22 protein-coding genes are annotated in these 15705 nt (G+C 70.1%); 11 read left to right on the top strand and 11 right to left on the bottom strand.

The genetic code is table 11. The features are described from left to right. The 4 genes from K6I33_RS18635 to K6I33_RS18620 all read left to right on the top strand — a co-directional run. On the top strand, positions 1–1307 hold a 1307-nt coding region (locus K6I33_RS18635), incomplete at its 5' end, for a M20/M25/M40 family metallo-hydrolase (protein WP_229353797.1). A gap of 315 nt (positions 1308–1622) precedes the next feature. Then, the gene (locus tag K6I33_RS18630) at positions 1623–1994 is read left to right on the top strand and encodes an RNHCP domain-containing protein (protein WP_229353795.1); all 372 of its coding nucleotides are present in this window, start codon (positions 1623–1625) and stop codon (positions 1992–1994) included. A gap of 26 nt (positions 1995–2020) precedes the next feature. Then, positions 2021–2446 carry an RNHCP domain-containing protein gene (locus K6I33_RS18625; protein ID WP_229353793.1) on the top strand — a complete coding sequence of 142 codons (426 nt, stop codon included), beginning with the start codon at positions 2021–2023 and terminating at the stop codon, positions 2444–2446. Positions 2447–2506: 60 nt separating this feature from the next. After that, entirely contained in the window at positions 2507–3028 is a 522-nt protein-coding gene (locus K6I33_RS18620) for a GNAT family N-acetyltransferase (RefSeq protein WP_229353791.1), read from the top strand. 78 nt (positions 3029–3106) lie between these two features. Here the strand turns inward: K6I33_RS18620 and K6I33_RS18615 are convergent, their stop codons facing one another. The 8 genes from K6I33_RS18615 to K6I33_RS18580 form a co-directional block, all read right to left on the bottom strand. Further along, on the bottom strand, positions 3107–4210 hold the full coding sequence (locus K6I33_RS18615; protein ID WP_229353789.1) for a methyltransferase domain-containing protein: 1104 nt from the start codon (positions 4208–4210) through the stop codon (positions 3107–3109). After that, positions 4207–4674, bottom strand: coding sequence for a hypothetical protein (locus tag K6I33_RS18610; RefSeq protein ID WP_229353787.1), 468 nt, complete (start codon positions 4672–4674; stop codon positions 4207–4209). Before K6I33_RS18610 ends, K6I33_RS18615 begins: the two co-directional genes overlap by 4 nt. An 89-nt stretch (positions 4675–4763) precedes the next feature. Next, a complete protein-coding gene (locus K6I33_RS18605) occupies positions 4764–4994 on the bottom strand; it encodes a DUF397 domain-containing protein (protein WP_229353785.1) in 231 nt (76 codons plus the stop codon). A 35-nt stretch (positions 4995–5029) separates the two neighbouring features. Beyond that, positions 5030–5323 carry a hypothetical protein gene (locus tag K6I33_RS18600; RefSeq protein ID WP_229353782.1) on the bottom strand — a complete coding sequence of 98 codons (294 nt, stop codon included), beginning with the start codon at positions 5321–5323 and terminating at the stop codon, positions 5030–5032. A gap of 61 nt (positions 5324–5384) precedes the next feature. Further along, positions 5385–6233: a helix-turn-helix transcriptional regulator gene (locus K6I33_RS18595; RefSeq protein ID WP_229353780.1), complete on the bottom strand. Its 849-nt coding sequence runs from the start codon at positions 6231–6233 to the stop codon at positions 5385–5387. A gap of 19 nt (positions 6234–6252) precedes the next feature. Beyond that, the gene (locus K6I33_RS18590) at positions 6253–6771 is read right to left on the bottom strand and encodes a DUF6879 family protein (RefSeq protein ID WP_229353779.1); all 519 of its coding nucleotides are present in this window, start codon (positions 6769–6771) and stop codon (positions 6253–6255) included. After that, positions 6740–6994 (bottom strand): hypothetical protein, encoded by a 255-nt coding sequence (locus tag K6I33_RS18585; RefSeq protein WP_229353778.1) that lies wholly within the window; start codon positions 6992–6994, stop codon positions 6740–6742. Before K6I33_RS18585 ends, K6I33_RS18590 begins: the two co-directional genes overlap by 32 nt. Before the next feature lie 136 nt (positions 6995–7130). Then, the gene (locus tag K6I33_RS18580; protein ID WP_238491766.1) at positions 7131–7355 is read right to left on the bottom strand and encodes a GntR family transcriptional regulator; all 225 of its coding nucleotides are present in this window, start codon (positions 7353–7355) and stop codon (positions 7131–7133) included. A 167-nt stretch (positions 7356–7522) separates the two neighbouring features. Between K6I33_RS18580 and K6I33_RS36615 the strand changes: the two genes are divergently transcribed. The 4 genes from K6I33_RS36615 (at position 7523) to K6I33_RS18560 (ending at position 9657) form a co-directional block, all read left to right on the top strand. Further along, positions 7523–7870: a hypothetical protein gene (locus tag K6I33_RS36615; protein WP_238491768.1), complete on the top strand. Its 348-nt coding sequence runs from the start codon at positions 7523–7525 to the stop codon at positions 7868–7870. Beyond that, on the top strand, positions 7867–8112 hold the full coding sequence (locus tag K6I33_RS18570; RefSeq protein WP_229353774.1) for a hypothetical protein: 246 nt from the start codon (positions 7867–7869) through the stop codon (positions 8110–8112). The genes K6I33_RS36615 and K6I33_RS18570 overlap by 4 nt, the downstream gene beginning before the upstream one ends. Before the next feature lie 127 nt (positions 8113–8239). Next, a complete protein-coding gene (locus tag K6I33_RS18565) occupies positions 8240–9040 on the top strand; it encodes a phosphotransferase family protein (RefSeq protein ID WP_229353772.1) in 801 nt (266 codons plus the stop codon). Between the two features lie 110 nt (positions 9041–9150). Further along, positions 9151–9657, top strand: a complete 507-nt coding sequence (locus K6I33_RS18560; RefSeq protein WP_229353770.1) for a phospholipase A2 — start codon at positions 9151–9153, stop codon at positions 9655–9657. On the opposite strand, the gene K6I33_RS18555 is transcribed toward K6I33_RS18560, so the two are convergent. Beyond that, entirely contained in the window at positions 9645–10175 is a 531-nt protein-coding gene (locus K6I33_RS18555) for a GNAT family N-acetyltransferase (RefSeq protein WP_229353768.1), read from the bottom strand. The genes K6I33_RS18560 and K6I33_RS18555 overlap by 13 nt on opposite strands. A 109-nt stretch (positions 10176–10284) precedes the next feature. Here K6I33_RS18555 and K6I33_RS18550 point away from each other — a divergent pair, with 109 nt between their 5' ends. Together K6I33_RS18550 and K6I33_RS18545 are read left to right on the top strand one after the other, a co-directional pair. After that, entirely contained in the window at positions 10285–12354 is a 2070-nt protein-coding gene (locus tag K6I33_RS18550) for a hypothetical protein (RefSeq protein WP_229353759.1), read from the top strand. A gap of 68 nt (positions 12355–12422) precedes the next feature. After that, positions 12423–13448 carry an aldo/keto reductase gene (locus K6I33_RS18545; protein ID WP_229353757.1) on the top strand — a complete coding sequence of 342 codons (1026 nt, stop codon included), beginning with the start codon at positions 12423–12425 and terminating at the stop codon, positions 13446–13448. A gap of 19 nt (positions 13449–13467) precedes the next feature. Here K6I33_RS18545 and K6I33_RS18540 read toward each other — a convergent pair whose 3' ends face one another. After that, entirely contained in the window at positions 13468–14607 is a 1140-nt protein-coding gene (locus tag K6I33_RS18540) for a permease (protein ID WP_229353799.1), read from the bottom strand. Between the two features lie 111 nt (positions 14608–14718). Here K6I33_RS18540 and K6I33_RS18535 point away from each other — a divergent pair, with 111 nt between their 5' ends. Beyond that, positions 14719–15297, top strand: a complete 579-nt coding sequence (locus tag K6I33_RS18535) for a hypothetical protein (RefSeq protein ID WP_229353756.1) — start codon at positions 14719–14721, stop codon at positions 15295–15297. Positions 15298–15423: 126 nt separating this feature from the next. Here K6I33_RS18535 and K6I33_RS36040 read toward each other — a convergent pair. Next, a partial coding sequence (locus K6I33_RS36040; protein WP_275126724.1) for a 2'-5' RNA ligase family protein occupies positions 15424–15705 on the bottom strand: 282 nt, incomplete at its 5' end.

Below are 15705 nucleotides of genomic sequence, written 5' to 3'. Positions count from 1 at the left end.
CCGGACCCGCCCGCCACCGTCCCACCGCACAGCACCCCTCCCCCGCACTCCGCACACTGCTGCGGGAGATCGACCCGCGCCGCGTCGAGGCGACCGTCCGCAAACTGGTCTCCTTCGGCACCCGCCACACCCTGTCCGCCCAGGACGACCCCGTACGCGGCGTCGGCGCGGCCCGTGACTGGCTCCTCGCCGAACTGCGCCGCTGCGCACAGGCCTCCGCCGGCCGGATGACCGTGGATCTCCAGTCGTACGTACAGCAGCCCGGGCCCCGGGTCCCGGTGGCGACCAGGATCACCAACGTCGTCGCCACGCTACGGGGTTCGGTCACCCCCGACCGGATCTATGTGGTCTCGGGGCACTACGACTCACGGAACAGCGACCCCATGGACGCGACCGGCGACGCGCCCGGCGCCGACGACGACGCCTCCGGGGTCGCCGTCGTCCTGGAGCTGGCCCGGGTCTTCGCGACCCGGCGGCCGGCCGCGACCGTGGTGTTCATGGCGGTGGCGGGCGAGGAGCAGGGACTGTACGGGGCCGCGCACATGGCGCGTACATACCGAGGCCAACAATCCGACATCCAGGCCATGTTCACCAACGACATCGTGGGCAGCCCGACCGCCGAGGACGGTTCGCGCGACCCGTACACGATCCGGCTGTTCGCCGAGGGGGTGCCGACCTCGGAGACGCCGGAGCAGGCCGAGGTGCGGCGCTCGGTGGGCGGCGAGAACGACTCGCCCTCGCGCCAGCTGGCCCGGTTCGTCCGGGACACCGCCGAGAACGACGCGACGGGGATGCGGGTGCGGGTGGTCCACCGCCGCGACCGCTATCTGCGCAGCGGCGACCACATCCCGTTCCTCCAGCAGGGCTATCCGGCGGCCCGGTTCACCGAACCCGCCGAGAACTACGCGCACCAGCACCAGAACGTGCGGATGGTGGACGGCAAGCAGTACGGGGACCTGCCCGAGTTCTGCGACTTCGGATTCATCGCCCGGGTGGCCCGGGTGAACGCGGCCGCCCTGTGGTCGCTCGCCCAGGCCCCCGGCACCCCGCGCGGCGCGAAGATCCGCACCGCCGCCCTCGGCAACTCCACCGACCTGGTGTGGGACCGCGGCCCGGAGCCGGACCTCGCCGGGTACGAGGTGGTGTGGCGGGAGACCACCGACCCGGAGTGGACCCACGTCACCCCGGCCGGGAACGTCACCCGGCACACCGTCGCCCTGTCCAAGGACAACGTCTTCTTCGGCATCCGCGCGCTCAATCGCGCCGGTTTGCGAAGCCCGGTCGCCTTCTGCGCGCCCCAGCCGTGAGGCGCCGGGTGCGTCGAATAATGCGTTGACACCCCCGGAAGGCGTCCTGTTAGCCTTCAAGGGTCGTTCTGTTTACTTCTGGGCCTGTGTGCCCTGGAAAAGGGTGTTTGATGTCCCGGCCCGCGCCGAGTGCGCCTCGCCGTACCGCGTGACCGTCCGCCGCCATTCACTGCCCGCTTCTCCGGGCGGCTGCCGGACGTGCTCTCCGGTGCTCTGACCTGCCTGTCCGCCGTTCCACGGCGTTTTCAGGCCCCTGACGAGGCCACTCGGCCTGCTCTTGCTGTCATGACCGACTTCCCAGCAAGGAGCACCCGGGTGTCCAGCCACACCACCAACACCACTCACACTCTCAGCCTCGGCACCTTCGCCTGCGCCTGGTGCGGGCTGACCGTGTCCGCGTACGCCGCCGACGGCGCGCCGCGCGACCACTGCCCGTCCTGCCTCCACTCCCGGCACGTCCTCGACCATGTCGAGGGCGGTCCGAGCGACTGCGAGGGCCGGATGTCCCCGATCGCCATCGCCGTGCTCCGCACCGGTGACTGGATGGTGATCCACCGCTGCGTGCGCTGCGACGAGCTCACCTCGAACCCGGTCCGCACCGACGACAACCAGCTCATCCTGATGCGCATGGCGGTCCGCCCACTGGCCCAGCCGCCCTTCCCGCTCGAAGCGTTCGGAACCCTCTGACCGCCCGACAGGAAAGGAGCACCACCGTGTCACGCAACAACCGCAGCGGTCGCGAGCAGCGGCGGCGCCGTCCGCAGCGGCACAAAGACGTCCTGCACACCCAGGGCGGGCACCGGGCGAACGACTTCCGCTGCACGTCCTGCCGGCTCGACGTCTCCCTGGACGCGCCCGGTACCGCGCACCGCAACCACTGCCCCAACTGTCTGGCCAGCCTGCACGTCGACCGGAAGATCCCCGGCGACCGCGACGCGGACTGCCGTGGCCGGATGGGGGCGCTGGGCATGTCCGTCCGCACCGACGGCGAGTGGGTGATCATCCACCAGTGCGCCTCCTGCGGCGAGCTCAGCGCCAACCGCATCGCCGGTGACGACAACCCGCTCGCCCTGGTCCGTCTCGCCCTCAGACCACTCACCGACCCCAAACACGCCGGCCGCGCCCTGCTCACCCTGTGACCCGCCCACGGCACCACCGAACCCCGACATCCGCCTCCACGGAAAAGGAACACCCCGACAGTGAAGATCAGGACCGAGACCCCGCACGACACCGACCGCGTACGCGAGGTGATCACTGCCGCCTTCGGCTCACCCGAGGACGCCGACCTCGTGGACGCCCTGCGCTCCGACGCGTGCTGGATCCCCGGACTCTCCCTCGTCGCGGAGGACGAGAACGGAATCGTCATCGCGCACGTCCTGTTCACCCGAGCCGGCATCGGCGGCGCCCCGGCGCTGACCCTCGCCCCGGTCTCCGTCGACCCCGCCCATCAGGGCACCGGCGTCGGCAGCACCCTCATCCGCGCCGGCCTCGACGCCGCCCGCGCCCTGGGCGAACGCACCGTCACCGTCCTCGGGCACCCCGCCTACTACCCGCGGTTCGGCTTCGAACGCGCCGACGCCCATGGGGTCACCTGCACCCTCAGCGCCGGCCCCGACGAGGCCAAGATGGTCCTCTCCCTCGACGGCCGCCTCGTCCCGCCCGGTGACATGACCTTCGGCAAGCCCATGGCCGACGCGGTCGGCGCCTACCGGCCGGAGTAGCCGGAACGGCACAGCCCCAGGTCGTCGACCTGGGGCTGTGTCAGTGATTGCGCTTCTGACCTGTGTGAACGTCCGCTCTCAGATCAGCCCTTCCGGCCCGTCCAGCCAAGCCCGCTGCCCGGCCCGGTCGACCGTCAGCCCCAGCCGCCCGAACCCGGGCCGACCACGTTCGATCCACCACGCGTACGCGGCCTCGACCTCGTCCCACAGACTGCGGGGGCCGGACTGGTGGACGGTGAACTCCGTCCTGTCGTCGCGATGGACGACGCACGCCCATGACCGGTCCGACAGGCTGTAGAGCCAGACCGGCCGCCTGCCCTCACGCGGCCGGTCGGCGAGATACGTGCAGTCGGGGACGCGCAGGCCGAGCACGAAGCGGTTCACGTCATATGTGCCAGCGAAAATCTCCCGGTGGGTGCGGGATGTCGTTGAGATCCGCGCTGTCGCCCGACTCTCCTCGGTGACGTATGTGTCGTACGAGGCGTGTGCGAGCCGCTGGGAGCGCAAGCGCATGAACGTCACGGGCCGGGTGAACGCCCCCTGGGCACTCAGCCCGTCCTCGGCGACCACGAGCCGGGCCGTCGCCTCGGTGGAGGAGAAGCGGGTGCCCCAGGGGACGAGGACGACGCCGCCGGGACGCGTCTGCTCCACCCACGCGAACGGCAGCGTCCGCACACCGCACGTGACGACGATCCGGTCGTAGGGAGCCCCCGGCCCGTACCCGGCCGATCCGTCACCGTGTACGACCTCGGCCGCCGGCCCCAGCCGCGCGAGGCGGCTTCGCGCCGCCTCCACCGCGCCCTCGTCCACGTCCACGGACACCACGCGCCCGGCGCCCAGCCGGTGGGCAAGGAGCCCGGCGTTCCAGCCGGTCCCGGTACCGACCTCCAGCACCTTCTGTCCTGGGCGTACGTCGAGGTCGGCGAGCATGCCCGCCACGAGCGACGGCATGGACGACGAGACCGTCGCCACCCGCCCCCGCTCGCGCCCTTCGTGCCGCCCGTCGTCCCACTGCGTGACCAGAGGCACGTTCGTGTCGGCCGCCGCCCGCCACGCGTCCGGGTCGGTCCGGCGGTCGATCGCGGACACCTCGCCGGTGCCCAGGTCGTGCCGCCAGACGAGGTCGGGCAGGAAGGCCGACCTCGGCACGGCGTCGAAGGCCGGCGTCCAGTCAGTGATCATGTTTCGGGGCACTCCTGTTCAGGTTCCGCGCGGTTCGGGGAGCACGTGACCACGGCCAGGCTGAGGAAGGACGGGCGTCCCAGGTAGTACCCGAGCGAGACGTCCCCGCCCCGGCCCAGCGTTTCCTTCGCGTACGCGACCCTCTGCGCGAGGCGGGCGCTGTCGCGGTCGGACTGCGAGGCGAATCGCGGCGCGTGCTCCACCAGCCGCTCCCCCAGCCACTGGGCGGCCTCCTTCGGATGCACCCATGTCCCCCGGATCAGCTTCCCGGGCTTCACCAGCCAGTACTTGGTCTCCAGGGGCGGCACCGCCGTGACCCGCCACTCGGCCACCGCCTCCCGGTACCGGTCCACCACGTCGGGCGGACTCGTCACCGTCGGTTCCACGCGTGACGGTGGGCGCCGGGAGCTCTCCTTGTCGAACACTGCCTTGTCGCCGACCCATAGGTAGCCGTGAAAGTGCACTGGGCGATCCCGTTATCCCGTTCGTGCAGGTGGAAACGGCTCCCGCCCTCGCGGAGCGGGAGGGCGGGAGCCGCAGTGCGATGGGGTGGTCAGGCCGAGAGGCCGAAGCGGCTCGGGTCGATGCCGGCCGCGGTCAGCTCAGCCGTCGTGAACCTCAACGGCTCGGCCTCGGGTCGCTTGCTCTCGCCCACGGCCCAGGCGTCCTCGCCGATCCACGCGAGCGTCACGCACGATTCCCCGTCCGGGTGGGTGTTGCCTCCGCACGCCTTGGCGAACGCGGCACCGTTGATGTCGAGCGCGTACAGGTCGGTTCCGTTCATGGTCGTACCTCCCTAAATGATGGAATAGGCACCGGTCAGCTGACGGTTTGTTGTGCCTTGCGTTCTCTCAACTGGCCTGCGATCAGAGCGTCGGTCAGCCGATCGGCGGCATACAGGGAAAGCGTTCCAACGACGACATGGGCATACCCGGAGCTCGTAACCGTTCCCCGGATATTCCGAACGTCCGACTCGCGTGCCCCGAGGCTCGTCAGCGCCTCTCGCAGGAGGCGGGCCGTCTCATCTGCTCGCCCCTTGGCGTCCTTGTAGGCCGACATCTCAAGCACCAGCGATCCACGTACAGGCTGCGCAGCTTCGGTGTCCGTCGTCATGACCAGACGCTAGGGGCGCGGTGTGCTTCACAGCCACGAAGTTGCAGTTTGTTGCGGACGTTCACCCCAGGGCGCGTACGGCTTCCCTGATCAGTGCCCGCGCTTGCGGCCCATAGACGGCCAGCTTCTGCAGCTCTGCGTAGGCTTTCGCGTAAAGGGCGATCTCGCTGGGAGCCGTGACTGTGATCGCAGCGGATACCAGCTCCACACTCACCTGGTCTTCATCAAAGATCGAGAACGTTTCCACCGGCCACATGCAGCGATCGGCCGCGAAGGGGATAACGCCAAGGGACACGCGCGGCAGCGACATCACCGTCAGAAGGTATTCGAGCTGACCTCTCATCGCTGCGGCATTGCCCATTCGATGCCGTAGAACCTCCTCTTCGACGAGAAGGCCGAATCGGTGGTCGCCTTGATGAATCACGCGGGATCGGGCAAGCCGTGCTGCCACAGCATCCGTTACGTCGTCGGGCGTCCCTCGGAAATCGGTGATCGCGGACAGCAACGCCGTCGCATACGACTCCGTCTGGAGGAGGCCAGGGATGATGTTCGCGCAGTAGATGCGGAAGAGGCGTGTCCGCTCATACAGCGGCACGCGGCCTTCCTGCCCCCGCCGCAGACCGGTCCGGTGGAGCCGGCGCCACTCCACATACATGGAATCGGCGCTACGGAACGCGGCTATCAGGTCAGCGGATTGGCCCTCGACGCCGCACGCTGCGCACCATGCGCGGATGTCGGCAACGGACGGCAGCGTCTTCGTGTTCTCGATCCGCGAGGTCTTGGACTTGTTCCATCCGCACCGCTCTGCCAGCGACTCCACCGTCAGTCCAGCGTCAAGCCGCATCTCCCGCAAGCGGGTTGCGATGGCCTCGCGGGCCTGCTGGACGCTGGATGATGGCGAATTGGGCATGACTTGGCTTGATAGCAGCTCAGATCTCGTACTCGTCGTGCGGAACGGCGCGCTCCCACACCGACTCGAACGCCAAGGAGAGTTGCTTGACCAGGTCGGGATCCGAGCTGAGTTCGTCTACGACGTGGCAGCCGTCACCAGCGAAGTGGTGGATCCGTACCAGCCGGTCGTCGAACACCCAGTAGTCGTTCGGCGGAAGCAGGAGATCGGATGCGAGTCGCCTCGGCAACCAGCGAACCTTCTCACCTGCCTCCACATTGCTGCGCGTGACGTAGTGCTCCCACCGGATGTACTCCGACAGCGGCTCACTGACCACACGGGCGCGACGGATGGTCACCCCGTGATGTACGGCCTGGGCGATCAGCTCGTGGAAGCTGTGCCACCACGACGCCCGGTCGTCCCAGTCAGTACGGTGACCGTCTCGCCAGGCCGCGAAGCGAGGGTTGTCGCCGTACACATCGCGCAGCTCCAGGTGGACGGCCTTCCGCTCGGTGGAGGCCAGCAGCTCAGCGAAGCTCGGCAGCTCGCTCTGCGGCATCGCACGCCTCCCTGATCAGCGGCACCATCCGTGCCGGAATGCGGATGACAGCTTCCGTGTCGGGCTTGGGGCTGTCCTTCGAGCACGCGGCCTGCGTCGCCTCGTCGGCCAGCCACCCTTGCACGACCAGCTGAGGTTCCGGTTCTGCCTCAGCATCGACCCACACCGCCGGGCAGTGGTCGTGATCGGTGTCAGGGTCGATGCCGATGAACCGTAGTGCCATGACTGCCTCCGTCGCCGGGCCAGTTGCGCTTCGTTGCACGACCATTGGGCTGACACCAAGGGCCTGTCAAGAGCGCGGCCGAAGCCGGGCAGCGGAATACGGACACCGGTCATGCGGCCAACTCTGCGCAGTGTTGCTACCGCTTGGCGACGAAGGAGCCCATGCCGGGGGTCGTGACGATCAGGCCCTCGGCGCGGAGGGCGGCGGTCACCTTGCGGACCGTCACACGGGCTACGCCGAATTCCTGTTGAAGCTGCGCTTCGGAGATCAAGTGGTGCGCCGCGTACTCGCCCGTGGCGATCCGCCGACGGATGACGTCCACGATCTGGACCCACTTGGGCTGCGTCGGGTCGAATTCCATCACCCTAAAGACTGTATGTATTCGCACACAGTCGAACATAGCGGCCTACGAGCGTGACGGGCTATAGACAACCCCATACCGTCTGCCTAGCCTGGCCCCACAAAGCACCCCCGCGACCGCACGAACGGCCCGGGGGCATGGCCACCAGCCACATAGGAGCTGATGACATGCGCGACCTTATCTCCCGCCTGCTCCGGCGGAACAGGGCTCGCGGCACCGTTCGCACGGCGCCCGAACCCGTCCCCAACCCGTCCGTCATCTCCCTCCCCCACACCAGCGGCATCCGCTACAGCTCCCCTCCGATCTGCATCTGTCCCAGGACGTTCGTCTACGTCACGCACCGCGACCGCATCGGCCAGGTCATGGGCCATGAAGGCCCCCGGCTCCAACTGCGCCCGCCCGCCGGTGGGTGTGAGTGGGAGGCGGAACCGCACACGGTTCGCACTGCCATCGACGACGAGCGGCTCAGTGCCAAGCTCGCCGTGGTGAATTCGCGGGGGCGGTGGGGCAAGTGAGCGTGCCGGACGTCGCGCTGGGGACCCTCGCCGTGGACACTTTCAGCAGCGCCGTCGGCGTGGTGACCGAGTCCGTGAACGGGTTGGTGCGGTTGCAGCACCCCAATGGGTTCAGCTGGCGGGCCTACGCCAGCAATCTGCGGGCACCCGAGACGGCGGAGAGAGCGCAGTTCGAGGCCGCGGAGCGGGCCTGGTCACCGGTTGTCGTACCGGCGTCCGCGCCGCAGACGAAGGGAACATAGAACGCCATGAGAGTGTCGAGCCGCACCCGGAACCGCGACTGCGAGCACGACTGGGTCCAGTGGAGCGGCGCGTCACGCTGTCGCAAGTGCGGGACGACTCAGCAGTAGTCGTTCGTGAAGGGGTGCCATGACGTCGCGCACCGAATGGCACGAGCTGCCCCGCCCCGTACGGGCGGCCGTCGAGGAGCGCACCGGGCCGGTCACGACCGCCCGGGCGCTCACCGGCGGGCTCAACTGCGCCGTGGCCGCCGCGCTGACGGCAGCGGACGGCACGGTCACGTTCGTCAAGGGCACGCCCGTGACGAACAGCACCGCCCGCACAGGCCAGCGCTGGGAAGTCGTCGTCAATCCGTACACGCTCGCCGTCGGGCCCCGGCTGCTGTGGCGGGTCACAGTCGGCGGGTGGGAGGTGCTCGGGTTCGAGTACGTCGAGGGGGCACGGCACGCCGATCTGTCCGTCGGGGCGGGGGATCTCCGCCTGGTCGCCGAGGCGCTCGGGGACGCCCACGGGCTACGGCCGCCGCCCCCGCATCTCGGCGTTCCGTCGTTCGCCGGCCGCTGGGCCGCCTTCCTGGAGACCGGCGAACTGCCGCTCCTCCACGGCCGTACGCTCCTCCACACGGACACCCACCCCCACAACCTCCTCGTCACCGCCGACCGCGCGCACCTCGTCGACTGGGCGATGCCCGCCCTCGGCCCGGCGTGGGTGGACGTCGCCAACACCGCCGTACGGCTCATGGAGGCCGACTGCCCGCCCCACGACGCCCTCGCCTGGGCCGCCGGGTTCACCGCGTGCTGGCGGACGGCGAGCCCCGCCGCGCTCCGCGCCTTCGTCGCCGCCAACTGCCGTGCCTGGACCTCCCGCGTCGGGGCCATCGACGCCCGGCCCAGCAATGACCGGTTCGCCGCGCTGCTCGGCCTCCTCTAGGCGAAAGCACAGATGCGCGAGACGCGACCGAAGTTACGTATGGCTACTCCAGATTACTCGGGGTAGTCATGTGTCGTATCGTCGCACTCGCATCCCCCGATGGGAGCAGCATGGGATTCCACCCCCGACAGCGCGCCGCGTCACGTCTCCTCGCCGGGCTCGCCCTCTGCGGGTCGTTCCTGATCGGCACACTGCCGGGCGCCGCGTCCGCGGCGGCAACCGGGGCGACACGGGCCGGGCACGCCGATCAGGTGCGCGAGCGGGCCGACTTCCTCATGGCGAGGACCTACCGTGAGTTCCCCGCCTACGCACGCCAACACGAAAAGCCCTTCGACTGGACCACCGACGGCTGTACACACCCCACCCCTCGCTCATGGGCGAAGGTCTTCCATGACGCGTGCGTCATCCACGACTTCGGCTACCGCAACTACGGCGGAGGGGGCCTGCGCCTGGACCCCACCGAAGCCCGGCGCAAGAGCGTCGACGACCGCTTCCTCGAGGAGATGCTCCGGATCTGCCGCGACCGGCCGGACGCGCTCACGAACTGCCCTGGCGCCGCACGGACGATGCACCAGGCCGTGCGGCAGTACGGAGGCGCGGCGTTCTACGTCGAGTAGGCCAAGTCCTTCTCCCGCAGCGTGAAGGACTTCGGCGGCGCCCCGCCCGGCTGCGGCTTGCCCTCCTTGCGGCCCACTGCGCGATAACCAGCGTCCTGGTAATACGCGTTGAGCTGCGCGTTGCCCTCCAGGCAGTCCAGGCGCACGCATGTCCGTCCCGCCTCGGCCACCCGTCGTTCCGCCGCGCTCAGCAGCAGCCGGCCCGTCCCGGGCGCGGCGGTGCTCCGGTCCACCATGAGCCGGTGCACGTATCCGGCCACCGGCGGCTGCGGGCCCCAGGCGGCCTCGTCCTCCCACCACAGCTCCCAGCCACCGACGGCACGCCCACCTACCTCCGCGAGCCAGACCTCGCCATCGCCACCGGCCATGACCCGGCGGAAGTGGTCCTCGTCCAGCTCCCCCGGCCGCCACTGCCCGGTGATGCCACGGGCCAGCATCCAGCGTGCCGCGTCGTCGCGGAGGCGGACGAGGGCGGACAGATCGGCCTCCGTGGCCGGACGGACATCCAGATCACTCATTCGGGGATGCTCGCACACCTGCCCGATACAAGAAGAGGCAAGGTAACGGAACGGAGGCGAGGCCGCCGTTCCGGCAGCGTCAACTTTCGGCCAGCGCTATACCGTTGGCGTGACAGTTCCCAGGGATGTGGATGAAACGCGCGGCGAGCTGCGCGACGTTCTCGACCGGTCCGAGGCGTGGCTGCGCGACGCGGCCGGTCTCCCCGAGGTCCCGGCGGAGTGGCCGGAGGAGTTACGGGCGGGCGCGGCGACCGTCAGGCGGTTGCGGACGCGCGCGGCCTCGACCCTGATCAACGTGGCGCTCCTGGGCGCCTTCTCGTCCGGCAAGAGCTTCCTGCTGAGCGGTTTGCAGGGCGGTCTGGAACTGGTCGAGGTGCAGACCGCCGACGGGGAGACGGCGGACAAGTTCGTGGGGCTGCTGCCGTCCTCGCCGGTGCCGACCACGGCCTGCCCGGCGAGCGTGGTGCCGGTCGACGGCCGACAGTCCACGGTCGACGCCTCCGGGACCGGCTATCTACGGGTGCGCTTCACGGACTCGGCCGACGGCGAGTGGGAGGACGTCGGGAACTCCCCTCCCCCTTCCGTGGTCGCGGCGTACGCCATGCAGGACGCCGACGTCACCAACCGGCTCAGGGCGCACTGGGGCCGCGAGGTCGCCGAGGTCGAGGTGCTCCTGGCGGACACCAGGCTGCCGGCGAAGTTCTACGACCTGCCGGGCTACGGTTCCCCGAACCCCGTCCACGACCTGATCGTGCGGGCCGCGATGGCCGACGCGGACTGCTTCATGTACGTCGCCCACGCCAGCCGGACGCTCTCCGAACGGGACCTGGAACTCATCCGTTTCCTCTACGACCACTACCTGCTCTCCGGCAAACGGGTCGTGTGGGTGGTCACCGCGATCGACTCGGCGTCGAACCTGGATCTGCACGACGCCCCCGAGTGGAAGGCGACCATCGCCCGCAACAGCAGATATCTGAAGGAGAATTTCACCCTCCCCGACGGCCGCCCGGACCTGGACTTCATCGGCGAGGGATTCCTGCCCGTCTCCCCGGCCCTGGAGGCGCGCGCGGCGAAGCTGGAGGCCGAGGAGGCCGAGGCGCCCGCGCGGCGGTACCGCGCGGAGGGCCGGATGGACACCCTGCGCCAGGCGATCGAGGACCTGATCAGAACGGGGACCGGCACCCGGCACATCGCCGCCGTGGCGGCCGAGGCGCGGGTCCTGCTCGTGCCCCGGCTGCGGGTGGTCGAGGACCGGCTGCGGGCCGAGCGGCTGGAGATCGACGGGCTGAGGGAGCTGCTGGACGAGCATCAGCGGCGGATGGAGCTGCTGGACCGGGCGCTGCCGGAGCTGCGCGAGCAGCTGGAGCGGAAGCTCCAGTCCCGGGTCGAGCGCGCCGTGCGGCCGTTCGGCCGGCTGGCCGCCCATCTCCACGGCGCGCTGGACGCCACCATCCGGCAGACCGACGTGAGCAAGCCGGCCAAGGCGCACCAGGTCCATGTGGCGAAGGCCCAGGCGCTCCGGGCGTGGATGGAGGCCCCGGCCGGCCCGGCGACGCTGTGGGCCGAGCAGTTCGAGGCGTTCAAACAGGACGTGGCACAGGCCGTCGAGCACTTCTTCGGCGACAGGGACCTCGCGGGGCGGCTGCCCGACTCCGTCTTCGACGTGAACGACCTGTCCCTGCCCCAGCGGGCACAACGCGCCGCCTCCGCCCAGGACATCGTCCAGCGCGCGGCGGCGATGGTCAGCCTCGCGGCGCCCATCGCCGCGGGCGGTACCTATTTCTACGGTCTGGCGGCGGCCGGCACCGTCTTCCCTCCCGCCGGAGTCGTCGCGGGGGTGGCCGGGATGGTCTTCATGGGGATCGAGTACCGCAAGCGGAAACTCAACTCGCTCCAGGTCCTCCAGGGGGAGTGGATCGGCGCCATCGACACCGAAGCCCAGGCGGTCAAGGAGCAGTTCGCGCTGTTCGCCGCCGTCCAGGGCACCGATGTCATCGATCACCTGAGCGACAACCTGGCCCAGTACCGGGAGCAGCTGGAGAACACGCGCGACTTCGTACGGCAGCGCATCGCCAACCCCGAGAACCGGGTCCGGCAGGGCCTGATCGACCGGCTCGCGCCCGTCCACGAGGAGGGCCGGGCCCTCGTGGAGGCCCTGCGGAGGCTGGAGAAGCACTGACGGGTCCCGTTCACCGATCGAGTGTCACCCTTGCCCGCGCCCACCCCCAGGGCGTTGGCTTAGGGGCCATGGAGTACACGCAGCTCGGACGTACGGGTCTGAAGGTCGGCCGGATCGTGCTCGGGACGATGAACTTCGGGCCCCACACCGACGAGACCGACAGCCACTCGATCATGGACGCGGCGCTCGACGCCGGCGTCAACTTCTTCGACACCGCCAATGTCTACGGCTGGGGTGAGAACAAGGGCCGCACCGAGGAGATCATCGGCAGCTGGTTCGCCCGGGGCAACGGGCGGCGCGACAAGGTCGTCATCGCCACCAAGGTGTTCGGCGGGATGAACGCCGACGGGGCGGAGCCGTGGCCCAACGAGGACCGGCTCTCCGCGCTGAACATCCGCCGTTCCGTCGACGCCAGCCTCCGGCGGCTGCGCACGGACCACATCGACCTCTACCAGTTCCACCACGTCGACCGACGCACGCCCTGGGACGAGATCTGGCAGGCCATGGACGTCCTCGTCCAGCAGGGCAAGATCCTCTACGTGGGCTCCTCCAACCACGCCGGCTGGCACATCGCCCAGGCCAACGAGACCGCGCGGCGCCGCGGCTCGCTGGGCCTGGTCAGCGAGCAGTGCCTCTACAACCTCGCCGAGCGCCGCGCCGAGATGGAGGTCGTCCCGGCGGCGCGGGCATACGGGCTCGGGGTGATCCCCTGGTCGCCGCTGCACGGCGGGCTCCTCGGCGGCGTCCTCCGCAAGATGGGGGCACCTCCCGGCGGTAGCCGGGGGAGGGAGGGCGGCGGCGCCCGTTCCGCCTCCGGCCGCTCGGCGGACGCGCTCGCGAACAGCACCATCCGCAGCCAGATCCAGGCGTACGAGGACGTGGTCGACAAGCACGGCCTGGCGCCCGGCGAGGTGGCCCTGGCGTGGCTGCTGACCCGGCCCGGGGTCACCGGGCCGATCGTGGGGCCGCGTACGGCGGAGCAACTGGAGTCCGCGCTGCGGGCGGTGGAGCTGAAGCTTCCGGAGGAGCTGCTCACTTCGCTGGACGAGATCTTCCCCGGACCGGGGCCGACGCCCGAGGCTTTCGCCTGGTGAACGCCTGACTCCCACCGGCTCAGCCCCGGGGCGGTCCGCCGCCCATCATCCCGAGCATCGCCTTCCCGCCCGTCCTGAGGAAGCGCACCACCAGGACCGCCGCCAGGGCCAGGAAGGCGATGTTCAGGTACGTCGTGTAGTTCCAGCTCACCCCCGCCATCGGCACCCTCGCGCCCGCCTGGTCCGGGATCAGCCCCAGTCCGCCGAAGACGGACTCGACCACGTATCCCGCGATCACCATCGCGACGTAGAAGGTGCCGAGGAGGAACAGCGTGGCCCGGCCGCCGTAGTACTTCCGGTAGATGGCGAGGATCGGCAGGATCAGCAGGTCGGCGAAGATGAACGCCACCACGCCCCCGAAGCTGATGCCGCCCTTCCACAGCACCACCGCCAGCGGCACGTTCCCGATCGAGCACACGAACGACACCAGTGCCACCAGCGGGCCCACCAGCGGTCCCCACAGCTTCGCGGCCAGCGGATGCCCCTCGAAGAAGAACGCGCGCCAGAAGGAGTCCGGCACCCACGCGGCGATCGCCCCCGCGATGAACAGGCCCAGCACGAGATCGCGCAGGATCGCCGCCCACTCCATGACGAAGACGTGGGACGTCGCCGTGAACCCCGCGCGCGACAGCAGCCGCCGGGCGAACGAGCCCTCGCCGCCCACGGACATGTCCATCGCCGCGTGCCCCTCCATCGAGCCTGCCACCCCCCGCTCGGCCTGCTCCCTCGCCCGCCGCAGCAGCGACTCCCGCAGCAGCAGCCGGAAGAGCACCGCCAGCACCGTGATCATCACGGGCCCGCCCAGGAACTCCGCCGCCGTGAACTGCCACCCCAGCAGCAGGGCCAGGATCACCCCCAGCTCCACGACCAAATTGGTCGAGGCGATCTCGAAGGCCATCGCGGCCGTGAAGTGCGCGCCCTTGACGAACAGCGAGCGCGCCAGCGCCACGGCGGCGTACGAGCAGGAGGACGAGGCCACGCCCAGGCCGGCGGCGACGGCGAGCGTCCGGGGCCGGTCGTCGCCCAGCAGGGAGACGACGGCTTCCCTGCGGACCACGGCCTGGACGACGGCGGAGAGCGCGAACCCCAGGATCAGCGCCCAGGTGATCTCCCAGGTCATGGACCCGGTGATGGCCAGGGCGCGCAGCACGGCGTGGATCACTGCCCCAGCATGGCCGAGCGGCGTCCGGCTCCGGCACGGACACCACGGGCCCGTTCAACTGAAGCGATTCTTCCTACAGTCGTTCCACGGCTGGCTATCGTGGGCGCCATGGTGAACGGGACAGCGGCTCCGCGGCGGCACCGGGCCCTCGGCGCGGCCACGGTCTCGGCGATCGCGACGGTCGTGCTGGCGGGTTGTTCGGGCTCCTCCTCCGACGAGGGCAAGGAGCTGCGGTTCGGGGAGACGGCAAGCCTCACCGGCTACAAGGACGCCAAGCTCGACGTGACCGTCGACCGCCTGGAGCAGGGCGGCAGCGCCGATCTGAGCGTCCTCAAGGACGCGTCGAAGTACGCCGGCAAGACGCCCTACTACCTCCGCTACAAGCTCACCAAGACGGAGGCCGGGAAGTCCGGCGGCGCCTCCACCTACTTCTCGGTGACCGACGCGAACAAGAAGCGGCTGAGCAAGCTGACGATCATCGGCGCCCTGGACACCACCGGCGACCCGAAGAACCCGCTGAAGTACCGGGGCTTCGACAAGTGCGAGTCGCTGAGCACGTCCGACTTCGAGAAGGCCGCGCCGGGACAGAGCGTGACGGGCTGCGCCGTCTACGTGGCGGACGCGGGGGCCGGGGTGCCGACCGTCACCTGGGAGCAGGGGACCAAGACGCTCGCCACCTGGAAGTAAGGGCGGCTACTTCACCGCCGACACTACGGCGACGACGACGAGCATGACGGCGAGCGCACCGGTCATGATCCGGTTCCTGGTCTTCGGGTCCACCCCACGAGCGTAACCGCCGCCCGGCGCGATCACTCAGCCGCCCAGCTCCCACGCCCCGATCGTCTCGTAGCGGGGCCGCTCGCCCGGGACGCCCCCGCCGGGGAGCCGGCTGCGGACGAGCTCCAGGCGCTCGGCCCGCCACTCCCGGCCCCGGAAGTCCATCAGGGCCGCGACGTAGGGGCGGAGGTTCACCCGGCCGCCGCCGGAGCGGGCGAGGGTGAGATGGGGGTGGAAGGAGTGGGTCCCGTCCATGACGACCCCCGCCCGGCGCGCCCCGGCGGTCACGGAACGGGCGAGCCCGCGCAGGGTCTCCAC

The sequence above is a fragment of the Streptomyces sp. UNOB3_S3 genome, from assembly GCF_020740895.1.
GTDB lineage: Bacteria > Actinomycetota > Actinomycetes > Streptomycetales > Streptomycetaceae > Streptomyces.
This window is presented reverse-complemented; position numbering and strand designations above follow the sequence as displayed.